This window comes from Carnobacterium sp. FSL E2-0243, from assembly GCF_038003605.1.
Lineage (GTDB): Bacteria > Bacillota > Bacilli > Lactobacillales > Carnobacteriaceae > Carnobacterium > Carnobacterium maltaromaticum.
Map to the genome: position 1 here is coordinate 3,519,231 of NZ_JBBOPM010000001.1, position 15,942 is coordinate 3,535,172.

Sequence of the window (15,942 nt, forward strand, 5' to 3'; positions counted from 1 at the left end):
CTGTCTAAAATTTCCCTTATTTGACCTTCATAGGTGCTAATTGCTCTTCAATAGCATCTAACTCTGCACCCGCTTGAATCAATGCTGCTGCAGTATAACTGCTTTCAATAAACGCAGTATCATATAAATGAACCTCTTTGTCTGTTAACTCCATCACCATTTCTAAATTCATCTTGGCACTACCTAAATCATAAAAGGCCAATAATGTCTCACCTGTATTTTCTTCAAAAGCTGCTTCAATTTTTGCAAAGCTTGTACCGACTTCATTATCATCCGTTCCGCCAGCAAACGTAATCGAAACATCTTTCGCGACTTCTTTCATTAGTGTGACCACGCCTTCCGCAATTGCCGGAACATGAGATACAACAACAACGCCTAATTTACTCATTACAAACACCTGCCTCCATCATTGTCTCAAATAAATAACCACTTGAAGCTGCACCTGGATCGATATGCCCAATAGAACGTTCACCTAAATACGAAGCTCGTCCCTTTGTAGCTTTCATATCCTTCGTTGCATTTACAGCAGAGTCAATCACTTCCGTAGTTAGCTCGTTTGTTTTAATGGCTTCAATAACGGGAACCCACGTATCAATCATCGTTTTTTCCCCAGCAACAGCTTTACCACGTTTTTCAATACTATCTAAGCCAGCTTGTAAGATTTGACCTAAATCATCAGTCGCGCTAGCTTCCTTCGCCATCCCAATAAAAGCTGAACCATATAAAGGTCCTGAAGCTCCACCAACTTTGCTCACCAAAGTCATTCCTGTTAATTTAAAAATATCCACCACAGTTGTTGGCTTTTTAGCATCCAGTGCCTCTTTGACAGCTGTTGTGCCACGCGCCATATTCATACCATGGTCACCATCTCCAATTGCGCTATCCAATTCACTTAAATAGTCTTTATTTTCGTTAACCTTTTCCGTAAAAAGGTCCAACCATTTGATGATATTTTCAACATTCATTTAAATCTCTCCCTATCTATTTAGATTTACCAAGCAATTGTTTTTGTCTCGTAATTTAAGTGATCTAGCCATTCATTTTCCTCTAACTTAATTAAAGTTAAGGATAAACCTGCCATATCAATCGCAGTCATATAGTCGCCAACCTTTTTAAACTCAACAACCAGACCCTCTTCTTCTAAAAGCAAGCCAACATCATTTGTAAAGATGTATTGTTCCATCAAAGGCGTACTTCCTAAACCATTAACTAGTAACCCATAACGCTCACCAGATTTCCAATCAAAAGCTAATTTTAATTTTGATACAATTTCTTGCGCTAATTCTTTTGATGGAGCGATTTTTTCTTTACGATACCCTGGTTCTCCATGAATACCAACACCAAATTCGATTTCATTATCAGCCAAGACAAAACCTGGTTTTCCAACTTCCGGTGCCGTTGCGCCAGACAGTGCCACACCTAACGTTTTAATTGCAGGTACAATTTTTTCAGCTAGTTCTTTGATTTCAGTTAAAGTTGCTCCTTGATCCGCAGCTGCACCTAAAATCTTATGCACAAGAACCGTTCCAGCCACACCTCTTTTACCAGCTGTATAGGTACTATCTTCAACTGCAATATCATCATCCACTACAATAAAATCAACTTTAATGTCTTCCATTTCAGCTAATTCTTTCGCCATATCAAAATTCATCACATCGCCAGAATAATTTTTAATAATTAAAAAGACACCTGCACCCGAATCAACTTCCTGAATAGCTGCTAAAATTTGATCTGGAGTTGGAGAAGTAAACACCGGACCACAAACAGCCGCTGATAACATTCCCTGCCCAACAAAACCGGCATGAGCTGGTTCATGCCCACTTCCGCCACCACTTACTAACCCAACTTGCCCATTTACTTTATTTTTTTTCGTAATAACACCGCTTTCAGGAAGACGTTTAATACTATCTCCGTGAGCATATACAAGTCCTTGCAACATTTCTTCTACTACAGCTTCTGGCTGATTTATAATTTTTTTCATTTTCAATTCCACCCTTCAATTTACTTTTATCTCTAAAACAACTATACAACGAAACCGCTTTCTTTTAAACGGACAAAATTTAAAATCTGTCCGGGCTCACAAAAAAAATACATTTAGCTAACTCGTAGAAAATGGACAAATGAGTTATACTCTATATAAACGCAATACAACCAGTGGTTGAATTAGATTTATCCATATTCAACAAACAGTTCATTGATAAAACGCTATTCGAGGAGGTACACTAATGTTAGAAATAGGAAAAAAATTAAAGAATTAAGATTATCAAAAAAGTTAACTCAAAAAGATTTAGCAAAAATTTTGAATGTTACTCCACAAGCAATCTCAAAATGGGAGAGAAATGAAAGTAATCCTGATATACAAATGCTTGTCACTCTGAGTAAGTATTTCAATATTTCTGTTGATGATATTTTAGGGAACAAAAACGAAAATTTTTTTGGTTCTTTTATTTCTAAAATAAAGGGGAATAAGAAAATGGAAAAAGTAACGAAAAAAAACCAACGTGAGGATTTTGAGAATACGGAGAATGAAAAAAAAGTACTGATTTTTGATATTGTTTTTAGTTTAATTTCAGATGAAGGTCAAATCCAGACTCAATTTTTAACTAGTAAACTAGAATTACTTTTAAAAAAAAGTAATGAAAATATTACTGTTAAAACCTATAGCTCAGATAAAGTAGATCAATATGGTGCACAAGCTGATGTTCTATTATTGGTGCCCACATTTGGATATGCTAAAGATGAATTAGAAAAAAAATTCCCTGGAACACCTATATTAGTTATTTCAAAAAAAGATTACGGGATGTTAAATGTTGAAGAGCTGTCCAATAAAATAATTGATTTATTGGGATAACTATAGAATCTTTCTAGATGAGACTGAGATAAAACTCACTTTTGCACAAAAAGGACCTGAATTGAACTAATTTTATACATGTTTCTTCTGCGTCCTTTGCCATAACCTGATTGTTTACCAACTCCTTGTGAGAATCAATAAGATTCTCATTCTGTACCACTGCCATCTTGTTTTCAATCGCCTTCATTTCTGATAGTTCATTCATATGCACATAAACAAACACCTCATCTGAATTCAGATGAGGTGTTTGTTACAAAATCAGATTAAATGCCGCTACGATTTCCTGAAATTCATGATTCTTGCAGCAATAACCATTCGTTACGTAATACTCCATATTTTATTGAGTCATAGTATTTTTTTTGATAATATCTAACTTTTCTAATTTGCGCCTCTTTCGTCATACCTATCTTTTCGCCGACTTTCATCATGCCTTTATTCCCAGACCATGTAGTAAAACCAATTCTATGAATATGAGGCGTAATCTCAAATAAATGTGTAATCCATAATTTAGTTACTATAGAACCTATTCCCTTACTCCAAGTATTTTGGTCATACAGCAAAATACCAAATTCTAACCAATTTTTTAATTCTCCATCTTCCCAAAAAGCAGAAACTTGACCAACGACTTTATTTTCATAAACAATAACTGCTCTATAAGGATTATTTAAATAGTTTTCTTCAGCAACTTTTTTAAATTCTTCAAACGTAAGAATTGGATTATTAAAGTAAGGCCCATTCCACTTTGTCCATTCTAAATCTCCATCGTATGCCATCTTCCATAAATCAAAAATGTCTTTTGTTTCTATACTCCTTAAACTTATGTTAGATATACTATCTTTTATAAACATTCATTTCACACTTTCTAATTATTTTTGATGAAATTTTTTTAAATAACTATTTATAATATTGATTCTCAACATTCATTAATACTCTTCTGAATGACAGTAACATACTTATAAGTTTTGGACTACTGTTTTTTATTGTCATTCACTCAATTTAAACTTTTTCCAAAAAGCGCTTAAAAACAAGTTGAGTGTGAACTAAGACGTGTTATAGTAACTAAAATAAAAGCTTCAGCAAGCAAGTTGCTCACTAAAGACTTTTACGTTCATTTACATTTGATTTTTGTTCTTTTAATTAACTTTACTTATCACTTTTTCATATTTAATGATATAGCATGTCATGAATAATATCTTTTTTCGACATACTTTCTGGAAAATAAGTTGGCCAGTTGGTCATTTCTGATAGTAATTCTTTATGACTTTCATTTCCCATATAAATATGATAATGACCGCTTTTTTGAGGTTCAATAATATGATCGCTAAATTGAATAAATTTTGGAGCCTTACTATTATTTTCCACTGAACTAAACAAGTAACGAACTCCTTTTTTTCCAGATTCATAGGTTAAAATCTCATAACCGTCATAGTTATACTCTGCTGTTTCCCATTTATCATTCATATGAAAAGAAATAATCCCTTTATTGATATCAATAGAGTCAATATCGGTTTGATACCCTTCCCTATAATATTCTTTGTATTCTTCAAATGTTTTGTCCCCATCTTTAGCCTTTTTCTCAAAAACTTCATCAAGTGACCCGTCAACCAAATAGGGATAAATTGATTTCCAAGATCCTTCCCAATCAGATAGCTCTCTATCTTTAACTTCACTATCCTCAAAAATACCTTGACTAGCTTTTGTCTGTTCATGACTATGTTCATGCTCGACAGACTCATTGCTTTGGCTTTGGCTAGAATCTACAGGTGCCTCATTTGTTTTATTTGTACTACAGGCCGTAGTAAATAACACTAAAGAAAAAAATATGGTAGTTAAGATAAACTTATTCATAATACACTCCTTCTTAAATCGTAATAATTACGTTTTAATGTTCTCATAGTCAATTTAATTTGTCAATATCTAAATTAAAAAAATAACTGGTGGACCAGCTATTTTAGTTATTACTCTAGGAATTTTTGCTATTGGTTATGGTAGGTGTTCAAATCGCTACGAATAGTCAGTATAGTTTATAAAAGTAAACACTTACTACCCCAATTTATTTTTAACTTCATACTGTCGATAAAAATAAATTTAAATAAACTAAACGTTTTATGTATCAAAAAGATAGTAAAAAACGACCACGTTATTTTTAAAAGTAAGATACGAACGTCTCACAACCCTTTTTAACATACTGTAAAACACACTATCAATAATTATAAATTTTGACAGTACAATCTAAAAAAATAGCATTTTTCATAAATAATCAAACTACAGTATTTGATTATCCCTTATTCCAATTAAATCAATCAAAAAAAGAGTAGTCAAAAACTTATAAGTTATTGACTACCCACCTTTTATTAGTTATAGTAATTATATTTTTGCTTACTTTGATGGTAACTCACAAAACAATATATTATTGGATTTTTTCATATTTTTTAATCTAGTTCTATCGCATTCCTCATTCATCGTAATCTTCCTATCAAAATTTTGTAGTTGTCTATTCTATTTTTCACACAACTAAAACTTAATTTAAGTTCTTTAATCATATAGTGTATTTAGAATAGAAAAATTGACTAACTCATTATTATCTTCAGATGTTTTTACAATTGCTTTTTCGCAGAAACAATCTAAATATATAATTTCGTTATTCATATTTACTACAAAAAAACGAGAATGAATATAATCTATTTTTATTTCATAAAAAATATTTTTTACCAATACTAGTTTTTCACCATAGAATTGATTATTTTTATACCTTACTTTACGGTAATTATTTATTCAGGTAACCTCCTAACAGAAAATGAAAAATAAAAATTTTTTTCAATCGATTGTATATTTAGATAACTGTATAGAAATGTTTGCATGATTTTATTTCTATTACACATATTCATATTTGGAAATAATATCAAAAAATGTGCAACTTCTATTGTTTACTAAATCAACAAAAGTTGCACACTATTTATTTTTTATTTTCTTTACGGGTTGGACAAATCATAAAAAGTGTACTTGATTTTTAGTTGCGTCTCTTTCATTATTCCCGTAGTTAATGAAGGATTATCCGCAACTAACTCGTAATCCCCCCAACTCAATCGATCTCCATTTTCTATCGAGTAGCACTCATATGTTACTCTAGAATATACTGTGTATGATTCTCCCACAGCAACATTAACTTGCTGATTTTCAATAACAGTATCTTCGTTAATTACATCAGTTTTCAGAACATTTCCATCAATATCATAGTAAGTTACCTTATAAAAGTTTGGTTTAATGAACCCTCTGTCAGTTGCATTAATAAAACCTGATTGCTCTAGGTCAATAGTTCCTTCTATAGTATCCTTACTATATACAAAAATAACAGCGGCACTTTCTTTTGAAAATGTACCCATTTCATCACCAAGTACTTCTTTTAGTGTATATCCAGTAAATTCTTTTGGTTCTAAATGATAACTTTCTCCAACTGCACCTGATAACACATCGTCCTCTGAAAGTTTTTGTCCATCTTTATCCGTATAAATTCCAGTAACAAAACTAATTTGGATATTTTTTTCATAAACGAAAATTATGGTTTGGTAATTATTTGTAAAAGTACCATTGGTATTCCCTTGTACTTCCTTAAAAGTGTAACCATCAATTGTTTTTGGTTCTAAGTTATAACTTTCTCCAGATGCGCCTGATAATACGTCGTCCTCTGAAAGTCTTTGTCCATCTTTATCTTGATGTTTAACAACTACTTGTCCTTTTTGTGCAATCGGTAGTTCACCAGAGTTCGTATGAATGTAACCGATGTATTCATAGCCATCTATACTTGTATTTATTGTATAAGTAGAATTCCCCTTTGAAAGTAGCTGCATACTAGAATCAGGCAACATGTCACCTGACGCGTCTACTGTCGAAGAGAAGCCCACTCCTCCGACTAAAATTAAAAATAGAAGTACCGTTTTAATCTGCTTTCTTTTCCAAATCATTAAACTAGTAGCAACTATTATAAATAAGGCACCTATTAAAAACAATAGTGAATTTATTTTTAATTCTCCAGCCTGCGGTAAACTACCTTCTGATTTAGTCATAATTTTATTGCTATCATTACCTACTTTAGTCGGATTAATAGTTTTGGTTACTAAAGAACCCTGTGTAATTTTTTTATAAACTAACTTAAAATTTTCTTGATTATACAAAATAGGAACATTAGGTTGCTCTTTAATAATAGATTCTTTTTCCGATTGTGATAGACTATCAAATAGAACAGATTCAGTAAAAACTTTCGATTCGTTCTCAGCAGCACTAACTTTAATTGTCATAGCATTCCCAATTATAACAATTAGAGCAAAAAACATAACTAATTTTTTCATAACACATCTCCTTTTTTTATATTTTTTATTATAACACAGTTAACCCTTTAACCTTACAATCATTTTAATTATTATTGGTATATACCTATTTTTGTATAGCTAAAAAAACAATTAAAAATGTTTAATTTATCTTTTAAAATAACGATTAAACACGTTTTATTCATCTTTTAAAATAACAACAACAAGGAGAAACAGGAATACAAGTAATTATAAGTTTTGACTACACTTTTTTTACTGTTACTAGTAATTTTATTATGGCGTACTTTAATGGTGGCAAGCAATATCGTCATGCTCGTTGCATATTCCAACTATTAATTTCTGTAATAGTCCGTTTTTTGATGCTAAATAATTATAGTTTTGTTTATCTCCGTATAGTTCCTTGTTATAATTTTCTATAGTTGAAGTGAAGTTATACTGTGCATTTCCATCTACAGTTATTGGTTTATTTGCAGGAATTACTTTCACAAAATCACTTTCATTTCTTAAATAATTAGCAAACGAAGTTTTCCCACTTCCGTTTGGTCCCATAACTATCAAAGTTTTGTTATGCCCTTTAAGAAGTCGTAGAACTGGAAATACTTTTAAAAGATTTGAACTAGTTAATTGATGTAACGAATCTCGTAAATTCCCCAGTTCTGCACTGTTCCAAATATTCTGATGTTCTTTTGAATTAATCATAGAATTATCAACTAGCAATATGTTATCATCAACATTTCTTATCTTCATAAATAGCTCATTACAAATTACATCTAATGGATATTTCTCTTCTCGAATTCCATCATATTCTTGCAATACTTGCTTATTTTTATGATCACTCATAAACTCAATATATTGTGACATGTCTCTTTGAAATTGTTCTGCAGTTTCAGTAATATGTGGAGAATATATTAATGCTAGTTTTGTTTGCTCTTGTATTTTTTCTACTATTTTATTAATTTCTTGTATATCCATAGTCACTCTCTCCCTTAAATAAATTTCACTTGCAGTCCATATCATACATGATAATTTATATCTTTACTGTCCATTCATATATTAAGGCTATAAACACTGTACTAAAAACTTTAATACGTTTTATCGATACAAATTATCTCTAGGAATTAGACTCTAAATGAATACACTGGATTATTTGATTTTATTTTTTGTCAATAGTAATACCTATTTATTTTGAACTCAGACATATCCAGTGCTATTGCTTCAGTAACAATTTTATTTTTGTTTAAAATCGCAACTGACGCTGCATGGAAGTAAAATTCTTCTGCTTCTTTCATTTTTCCTAGTTTTGCCAGGTTAAATGCTTTTTCATAAAACAAACGATCTAACTCGAAATTTGTATGATTCATTTGTTGTAGCGCAATGCCTAAATTACAGAGATCAACCGCCTTCTCATAATGTTCAATTTGAGAATAAAATTTAGCACTATTAAAATAAACACTAGTGATATCAACACTATCCTTTATTTCGCCAAGATTTTCTATCAATTCCTCTAACTGACTAAGTGCTTTTTCATAGTAAGTCAATGCTTTATTCAAATCAAAATTAAGTACGTACGCAATTCCAACACCATTGGTTGCTAAAACGTCAATCAACTCTATGTGTGATTCAGATTTATCAGACAATACCAAATTAAAGTAGTAGTGAGCTTCAGTAAAATTTTTATTGGCAATTAACTCCGTCAGTCCTAAGTAATAGTGATACTTCTTAATTTCATAGCTTTTTTCTAATTTTTTTACATCTATTTCTTTTACTAATAAATCATGTGCCTCTTTATGTTTATACGTTGCACATAACAGTTTTACTTGGTTAAAGATAGCTGAATTGTAGTTAGAATTCATTAACGTGTAATCAGATATTTCACTAAATTCAATATCAAGTCTGTTCGCAATGGCTATTAATATTGGCAAATTCGGCATCCCTGACTTGTTCTCTAAATTACTGATAGTAGCTTGCGTACAAATCCCTTCAGCTAACTCACCTTGTTTGAGTCCTTTTGCTAAACGCTTTTCTTTTATGACGTCCCCTAATGTTTTCATCGTTAAGCTCCCTCTCTTCTAAGATTAAATAGTATTGATTAATTGTACCCTAACCGTTATGATTAATATAGTAATAAATAGTTATCTTTAAAAAAGGAGGCCACTTGCATGACCATTGACGATATGATCAACCTATCTCCAGATTTAACAGGTTTTTCTCCATACGGAAATATTCCTTATGGATAATTCAACACCATTAACCTAATTGAAAAGAAAACGCATTCCTTGATTATTGTTTACAAACCCGTCTCTTATTTTAAAAGTGACGGGTTTATTTTAGTACGTTTCATATCCAATTTGAAGCTTTAAATGATTGTTTAAATGTTTTCATATCTTCTACGGAATCCGCTACACTAGTTACTAACGTCCCCATATCTGTCTGCAATTTCTTACCAGCATGACTCGTAAAAGCATCTTTTAAATTTTTTTTAGCTTGTGAAACTGAAAGCCCACTATCCTGGCACCATTCATGAGTTAATAGGCTTACTTGCATCATTCAATTTCCTCCTGTATAGTTAATTTATTAATATATTAAAATGTTTAAGGTGTGAAATAAATGAAAAAGATAGTTGTTGTTATATTGATTACCATATTTATTATAACAGGATGTTGGTTAATTATGAAAGCAATTCAGGAAAAAGAATTTATAAAAGTTGAAGGTCCTAGAATCGAAAAATTTTTGAAGTATAACTATGAAGGGATTGAAACTGTCACTTTTATTGATACCAAAGTATCGCCAATGGGAGTCCCATACGTTGAAGGATATGTAAATGATAATAAAGATATGTCATTTAGTGCTGATATTTATAAAGAACATTTTGAAACTGCTCTAAACTCTACTGGTGCTATTCCATTGACAACAAAAGACAAAGTTGTTGAGTCCGGCTTTACCCCAGTGTCTGAAATTGAAAAAGAAAAAAAATACAAAATAAATAAGGAGACTCTACTATTAGAATCTTTCTAAGTGACCAATAAAGTCATCACTAAATATAAATTTAGTGATGACTTTATTGGTCACTTTTTCTTTTATTCATCTACACATTTTTCTACAATTTGATAGCAACTTGTGCAAGTATATCTATCCATATTTGCTTCATAGAAACTTCTAACACTCTCAGATTCTTCATACATCAAGCAAAGCACTTCAGCAAAATAGTAATCATAAATATCTTTACGTTCTCTATAGCAATAAACCAAAAGAACCAATCTAATATCTGAACTTTTCTCCTTTTTCCCATGAAACAATTAATCGATTCAATCTTCTCAGTCTGGTTTCTTCTTTTTTAGCACTCATTACCCACCAAATAGAATCTCTCTTGTAAGAAGGCGAAAGCTGATTAAAAAATTCCCAAGAACTTGAATTCTTTCTAATTTCATCCTCATATTCTTTCATTAGAGTAACGTTCCTATGAACTGAAGAATAACCAGTTTGATCCTTTCTTTGATTAAAAACAGCCATCCCTTCAGGCCTCATTTGATTGAGCTCTATCAGTTTATGCACCTTTTGCACATTAACTTTACTCCAGAGACTATTCGGTTTGCGTGGAGTAAAGCGAATTTTATAGCTGTCTTCATCAACCGTTTTTCGTATCCCATCAATCCAACCAAACACTAATGCACAATCTACTGATTCGGACCAAGTGAGACTTCCTTTATTAGTCTTTTTCTTAAAAAAAACTACCCAAATTTCACTAGCTATTTGGTGATGAACATCCAACCAATCAATAAATTCTGTTTGATCACTGAAGAATAGAACTGCACTCATTTTCCCAACCATTCTAAAATCATTTGATTGAGCTCTTCCGGTCTTTCTTCTTGAATCCAATGACCAGCATCTAAACTCTTAATGTCTATATTAGGTACAAAATCTGTTATGTTTGGAAGTGGCGGAATAAGATCTTTCTCACCATAAACCATCAATGTTGGCTGATGAAGAATGGGCGATGCAGTAGCTAATAAATGCCAATTACGATTTAAATTTCTGTACCAATTGATGCTTGAAGTGAAACCCGTCTTATTGAAGGCTGCGATATAAACAGAAAGGTCCTCAGCACTCATAATAGGTTCACCTAATGGTTTGGTTGCTTTAGCTAGATGAATCATTTCCATCCCTTCACTAGGACCTTGTGATGGAGCATTCTTTCGATATAGGTTACGAAGAAATTGTTCTACATTTTCGTCTAAGATAGCATCTGCAACTCCTGGTTTTTTGTTAAAATGAACAAAATAGTACTCGTCTCCAAAAACGTCTTCCATAAAATCAAGCCAAGGTTTCTCTCCTCGATCTTGGTAGGGCAAGCTTAAGTTAATAATTTTACTAACACGTTCTGGATATAGCAAAGCCATACTCCAAACAACATTTGCGCCCCAATCATGGCCCATAAAAACGGCATCTTTATATTGGTAATGATCCAATAGAGCAACAAGATCACCCGTTAAATGTTCAATATCATATTTTATGACTTCTTTTGGACAAGAAGACTCTCCATACCCTCGTTGATTAGGAATAATAACATGATAACCTGCTTCTACAAGAGGCGCCACTTGATATCGCCAAGAAAAGGCATGCTCTGGCCATCCGTGGCAAAGAATTATAGGTCGTCCCCAATTTTTTTGTCCAGCTTCAAAAACCTCTAGCTCCACACCATTAACTGAAATAAGTGTTGGCGTTGGAAATTCATTATTATTTGTCATTTAGTATCCTCCTAGTTCAAATAAAAGTGTCTTGCAATAAAAATATTAACATTGAGTTGTGACAACAGTCTGTCAGCTTTAAGAAACTAACTTAATAATATTTTTCAACCAGCAATCTGAGTTTTAAAGTAATTTTTTTCCGTATTTCTTTGGAAGCCACTATATATTCTTCAAAACTAACTATAATTTTTAACTATGTTCAACGTAGGCTCCACTTGTTTTTTGAAACTATCATCCTTTTATAAACCTGTCGCCACAACGCAAAAAAGCAGCTTGAGAATCCCTCTCAAACTGCTTTTTAGACTATTATCTTAAAAATGAACCAGTGACACTGACTAACCTAAAACCAGGATACATTTGGATAGTGTTTTATATTTTTTCATCCCGATACCAAGACCAACCAATTTTTTCAAGAAACTTTTTTACCTTGCAATACATTCTTCTAAACCAGATATTGCTTATTTTCTTTAAAATACTCATTTTGGCTTCATTAGGAGACTTTTTTATTCTTTTTCTTTTTTCTTTATTTTTTGAATTCTCCATATTCTTATCTCGCCACTTACCAACTGAGTCTAAACGCTCTTTTTTTTCCGTTCTTTCTGCAACATCTAGCGATTTTTCAACTGAAATGACTTGGAGTTTTGAATATTCATTTGTTTTTTGCTTATGCTTATTTTCTTCAAATTTTACAGCACTCGCTTTAGGCTGAAATAAAATAAAAATCAGGCAAGTTATACTAAATCCCATCAAAATATATTTCATCATTCTCCTCCTAGATCAAACGAGTTTCATTACTATGTATCCATCTAATTTATTATACCATACGTACATTAATAGGTTTAGTTAAGTAATTAACTTTAAGTTATCTTTACAAAAAAAAGATGCCATGATTCTACTCATTAGCATCTTCTTTAGTTCAAACTCAATTAAAATCTTTTTTTTGTAGGCTCAACGACTAGATAACGGTGAGGTTCATTGCCTTCTGAGTGAGTCGACAACTTATCATTCTTACTTATATAAAAATGAATTTGTTTTCGCTCAAATGCAGGCATAGGCTCTAGGAAAACAGCTTGGTTTGTACGCAAAACTTTTTCAGAGGTTCGATCAGCTAATTGTTTTAAAACGGCCTCACGACGCTCACGATAGTCTCCAACATTAACAATTGCTGTCAATTTACTTTTGGCATGGCGATGCATTAAAACTTGAGCTAATGACTGCAAAGCATTTAAGACTTTGCCATGTTTGCCAATCACTAAACCAGGTTTTTGCGTTTCCATATGAAAAATAACTTGGTCTTGCACAACATCTACTTGAACAGTTGACGGTGCACCCATTTCAGTTGCAATACTCGTTAAATAATCACTAATAGCTTTAAAAGCAATCTCATCATTGCGCTCTTCCACTTCAACTACAGGATTGATTTCTTGAGTCTGTTTTTCAACTTCCAACTCTGGAACATCTGTTGATTCCGTTACACTTGGAGTTTCTTTGACTAGTTTGGGACTTATCTCAACAATCGCATCTTTTTTACCAAAACCTAAAATGCCTTTTTTACCTTCAAAAATAATTGTAATTTGAGCTTCATCTTTTTTTAGTCCAAGTTTTTTTAAACCATTTGAAACAGCTTCTTCAACCGTCGTTCCTGTCGCAGTATATTTTTCCATCTGTTTTCCCTCCATTTCTATCTATATCCCTACTTACATTTTTAATCTAACGTTTTTTATTGCGTTTTTTCTTAGGATTTTTGGCTTTTTCTAATGCTTTTTGATAGTCACGCTCAGCTTTAATTTTATCTTCACGCTCACGTTTAATCTTAAATGGATTATTTAATAGTAACGTTTGTCCTACTGAAAAGGCATTCCCAACTACCCAATATAATGATAAGGCACTTGGTAAGCTAATCCCCATAAATAGGATCAAAGCAGGCATCATATACAACATTGCACTCGTCGTTGGGTTTGATTCTGCTTGGCTCATTGTTGAAAGCTTCGTTGTTGCAAATGTTAAGATCGCTGCTAAAATTGGTAAAATGAAATAAGGATCTCGTGAACCTAAATCCATCCATAAAAACTGACCCGTTTTCAATACATCAGTTCGGCTAATCGCTTGGTACATCGCCATTAAGACTGGCATTTGGACTAACATTGGCAAACAACCCATGACTGGATTAACGCCAGCTGCTGAATATAATTTTTGTGTTTCTTCTTTTAATTTATTTTGAGTTTCAGTATCTTTGGAAGCATATTTTTGTTGCAAAGCCTTTAATTGAGGCTGCATTTCACTCATTTTACGTGTACTTTTTGTTTGATGGTGCATTAAAGGTAATAGAATAATTCGAATAATTATTGTGAAAACAATTATCCCTAATCCATAACTACCAAAGAAAATATTAGATAAACTCGTAATGGCTCTTGAAAAATTCCATACGACATACTGATCCCAAAAACCTGTACTATCTGCTGTTATTGGTGATGTTCCACACCCAGTTAGAACAACCATCAAAACAATGGAAGCTAACACTATAAGTAATCGCTTACGTTTACGCACTATTTTTTCCCTCACTTTTACATAAATTAACGCTCTTTATTTGTTGATCATTTTGGCTAATTTCAACACATGGGTTAAACTTTTTTTAACTTCTTTAGTTGACATACCAGCTGCTGGAACACGAGCAATTACGATAAAATCTTTATCTGCCTTCAGTTCACTTTTCAGCTCCGTTAAACTCTGTCTAATTCTTCGCTTAACAGCATTACGCGCAACTGCGTTTCCAACTTTTTTTCCAACCGATAAACCCACTCGAAAATGTTCTTGGTTCTCTTTATTTAATGTATAAATAATAAATTGTCGATTAGCTGTTGATTTACCTTTATGAAAAACTTTTTGGAAATCAGCTTCTTTTTTCACTCGATAAGCTTTTCTCATAAACAATCTCTCATCTCTATCTTTTCTTTCATCATACCATAATTCATCTCTAAATTTGACTGTCTTCTTATAATAATACACACAGTTGATTACCTAGCAAAGAAACACCTTACTAAAATTGAAAATCTCAGGGTCTTTAGAATGCTTTCTATTTCACTAATAGACTTAAAAAAATCTATTTTGATAGAAAAAAAGACCACTGAGACGTTCAGTGATCTATGCAGACAATTCTTTTCTGCCTTTACGGCGTCTACTTTGTAATACTCGACGTCCATTTTTAGTACTCATACGTTTACGGAAACCATGTACTTTTTGACGTTTACGTTTTTTAGGTTGGTAAGTTCTTTTCATTCGTAATACACCTCCTGTAAAAACTATCTCTTTATATTCAGTTCTACTTTTCTCAAAGACAGTCTTGATTATTATAACGAAGCAAAAATAGTCTTGTCAAGTGCAACTCGTCTACTTTCATTCACTCACTCAAATATAATAGCATAAATGTTATCAATAAGAAACCTATTTTCGCGATATTTATTATAAAAGCCCCTCGATTTTAATTAAAATCCAACTTTTTTCTAAAGATAAGGCTTTCAAAAAATAATTACTTCCTATTGTCTGAGTCATTATTTTTTAAATCTCATTTTTTATCTCTTTCTCTTATCTTTAAAATTTGGCTAAAAAAAATTCATTCGCTTCAACTATTTTTACATTTTTATTTTTCAATCAAATTGTCCACATCTCCCTTTTTTTATCCACAAACGTCTCGAATAACTTTTTCCACAGTAAAATTTAATTTTGAGTTAGATTCTAATTATCCACAAGTACACAGATTGTGCACTACTTTTATACCCACCTCAACATTTTTTGTTAACAATCCGTGAAACACCTTTTGTTACAAGGTTTCAAAACCATTTTCTATCCACAAAAGAAAAGGAAAACTTATTTTTTTAAAAGTTATACACACTATTTTTTCGTCCTGTGGAAAACTTTTACCCAGTGATTTTATAAATTTTCAACAGATTGCAACTACTTGTGGAAAACTTTCAGTTAAAATGCTAAAATAGTTAAGACACACTTATAAAGGAGGTTCGTTTTT

18 protein-coding genes and 1 pseudogene are annotated in these 15,942 nt (G+C 32.0%); 3 read left to right on the forward strand and 16 right to left on the reverse strand.

Annotated features, from left to right (window positions below; all coding sequences use genetic code 11):
• Nucleotides 1-16 precede the first annotated feature (16 nt).
• From dhaM to dhaK, 3 genes are read right to left on the reverse strand one after another with little or no spacing between them, the layout of a single operon-like run.
• Nucleotides 17-388, reverse strand: coding sequence for a dihydroxyacetone kinase phosphoryl donor subunit DhaM (dhaM, locus tag MHI00_RS16425; protein ID WP_010052274.1), 372 nt, complete (start codon nt 386-388; stop codon nt 17-19).
• Complete coding sequence (gene dhaL / locus MHI00_RS16430; protein ID WP_187958067.1) at nt 381-965, reverse strand: dihydroxyacetone kinase subunit DhaL; 585 nt, start codon at nt 963-965, stop codon at nt 381-383. The genes dhaM and dhaL overlap by 8 nt, the downstream gene beginning before the upstream one ends.
• Nucleotides 966-991: 26 nt before the next feature.
• Entirely contained in the window at nt 992-1,981 is a 990-nt protein-coding gene (gene dhaK / locus MHI00_RS16435; RefSeq protein ID WP_015077922.1) for a dihydroxyacetone kinase subunit DhaK, read from the reverse strand.
• 318 nt (nt 1,982-2,299) lie between these two features.
• On the opposite strand from dhaK, the pseudogene MHI00_RS17750 reads away from it, so the two are divergent.
• A pseudogene (locus MHI00_RS17750) lies at nt 2,300-2,365 on the forward strand (helix-turn-helix domain-containing protein); the annotation flags it as partial.
• Between the two features lie 108 nt (nt 2,366-2,473).
• Complete coding sequence (locus MHI00_RS16445) at nt 2,474-2,851, forward strand: PTS sugar transporter subunit IIB (RefSeq protein ID WP_341115247.1); 378 nt, start codon at nt 2,474-2,476, stop codon at nt 2,849-2,851.
• 290 nt (nt 2,852-3,141) lie between these two features.
• Here the strand turns inward: MHI00_RS16445 and MHI00_RS16450 are convergent, their stop codons facing one another.
• The 6 genes from MHI00_RS16450 to MHI00_RS16475 all read right to left on the reverse strand — a co-directional run bounded on the left by MHI00_RS16450 (nt 3,142) and on the right by MHI00_RS16475 (nt 9,723).
• The gene (locus tag MHI00_RS16450) at nt 3,142-3,699 is read right to left on the reverse strand and encodes a GNAT family N-acetyltransferase (RefSeq protein WP_057000837.1); all 558 of its coding nucleotides are present in this window, start codon (nt 3,697-3,699) and stop codon (nt 3,142-3,144) included.
• A gap of 316 nt (nt 3,700-4,015) precedes the next feature.
• On the reverse strand, nt 4,016-4,699 hold the full coding sequence (locus MHI00_RS16455; protein WP_341115001.1) for a metal-binding protein ZinT: 684 nt from the start codon (nt 4,697-4,699) through the stop codon (nt 4,016-4,018).
• 1,124 nt (nt 4,700-5,823) lie between these two features.
• Nucleotides 5,824-7,197: a MucBP domain-containing protein gene (locus tag MHI00_RS16460; RefSeq protein ID WP_341115004.1), complete on the reverse strand. Its 1,374-nt coding sequence runs from the start codon at nt 7,195-7,197 to the stop codon at nt 5,824-5,826.
• A 264-nt stretch (nt 7,198-7,461) separates the two neighbouring features.
• Nucleotides 7,462-8,148, reverse strand: coding sequence for a hypothetical protein (locus MHI00_RS16465; RefSeq protein ID WP_341115006.1), 687 nt, complete (start codon nt 8,146-8,148; stop codon nt 7,462-7,464).
• A 191-nt stretch (nt 8,149-8,339) separates the two neighbouring features.
• Entirely contained in the window at nt 8,340-9,227 is an 888-nt protein-coding gene (locus MHI00_RS16470; protein WP_341115007.1) for a helix-turn-helix domain-containing protein, read from the reverse strand.
• A gap of 286 nt (nt 9,228-9,513) precedes the next feature.
• On the reverse strand, nt 9,514-9,723 hold the full coding sequence (locus tag MHI00_RS16475) for a hypothetical protein (RefSeq protein WP_041555078.1): 210 nt from the start codon (nt 9,721-9,723) through the stop codon (nt 9,514-9,516).
• A 60-nt stretch (nt 9,724-9,783) separates the two neighbouring features.
• On the opposite strand from MHI00_RS16475, the gene MHI00_RS16480 reads away from it, so the two are divergent.
• Nucleotides 9,784-10,191 carry a DUF1433 domain-containing protein gene (locus MHI00_RS16480; protein ID WP_341115009.1) on the forward strand — a complete coding sequence of 136 codons (408 nt, stop codon included), beginning with the start codon at nt 9,784-9,786 and terminating at the stop codon, nt 10,189-10,191.
• 243 nt (nt 10,192-10,434) lie between these two features.
• Here MHI00_RS16480 and MHI00_RS16485 read toward each other — a convergent pair whose 3' ends face one another.
• From MHI00_RS16485 to rpmH, 7 genes are all read right to left on the reverse strand, one after another.
• A complete protein-coding gene (locus MHI00_RS16485; RefSeq protein WP_332589470.1) occupies nt 10,435-10,992 on the reverse strand; it encodes a YdeI/OmpD-associated family protein in 558 nt (185 codons plus the stop codon).
• Nucleotides 10,989-11,921 carry an alpha/beta fold hydrolase gene (locus MHI00_RS16490; RefSeq protein WP_341115016.1) on the reverse strand — a complete coding sequence of 311 codons (933 nt, stop codon included), beginning with the start codon at nt 11,919-11,921 and terminating at the stop codon, nt 10,989-10,991. The genes MHI00_RS16485 and MHI00_RS16490 overlap by 4 nt, the downstream gene beginning before the upstream one ends.
• Nucleotides 11,922-12,290: 369 nt before the next feature.
• Entirely contained in the window at nt 12,291-12,683 is a 393-nt protein-coding gene (locus tag MHI00_RS16495) for a hypothetical protein (protein WP_229251493.1), read from the reverse strand.
• A gap of 164 nt (nt 12,684-12,847) precedes the next feature.
• The gene (gene jag, locus MHI00_RS16500) at nt 12,848-13,585 is read right to left on the reverse strand and encodes an RNA-binding cell elongation regulator Jag/EloR (protein WP_015077946.1); all 738 of its coding nucleotides are present in this window, start codon (nt 13,583-13,585) and stop codon (nt 12,848-12,850) included.
• Nucleotides 13,586-13,631: 46 nt separating this feature from the next.
• Nucleotides 13,632-14,468: a membrane protein insertase YidC gene (yidC, locus tag MHI00_RS16505; protein WP_010052315.1), complete on the reverse strand. Its 837-nt coding sequence runs from the start codon at nt 14,466-14,468 to the stop codon at nt 13,632-13,634.
• A 36-nt stretch (nt 14,469-14,504) separates the two neighbouring features.
• Nucleotides 14,505-14,846 carry a ribonuclease P protein component gene (gene rnpA, locus MHI00_RS16510; RefSeq protein ID WP_010052316.1) on the reverse strand — a complete coding sequence of 114 codons (342 nt, stop codon included), beginning with the start codon at nt 14,844-14,846 and terminating at the stop codon, nt 14,505-14,507.
• Nucleotides 14,847-15,062: 216 nt separating this feature from the next.
• Nucleotides 15,063-15,197, reverse strand: coding sequence for a 50S ribosomal protein L34 (gene rpmH / locus MHI00_RS16515; protein WP_010052317.1), 135 nt, complete (start codon nt 15,195-15,197; stop codon nt 15,063-15,065).
• Nucleotides 15,198-15,942 lie beyond the last annotated feature (745 nt).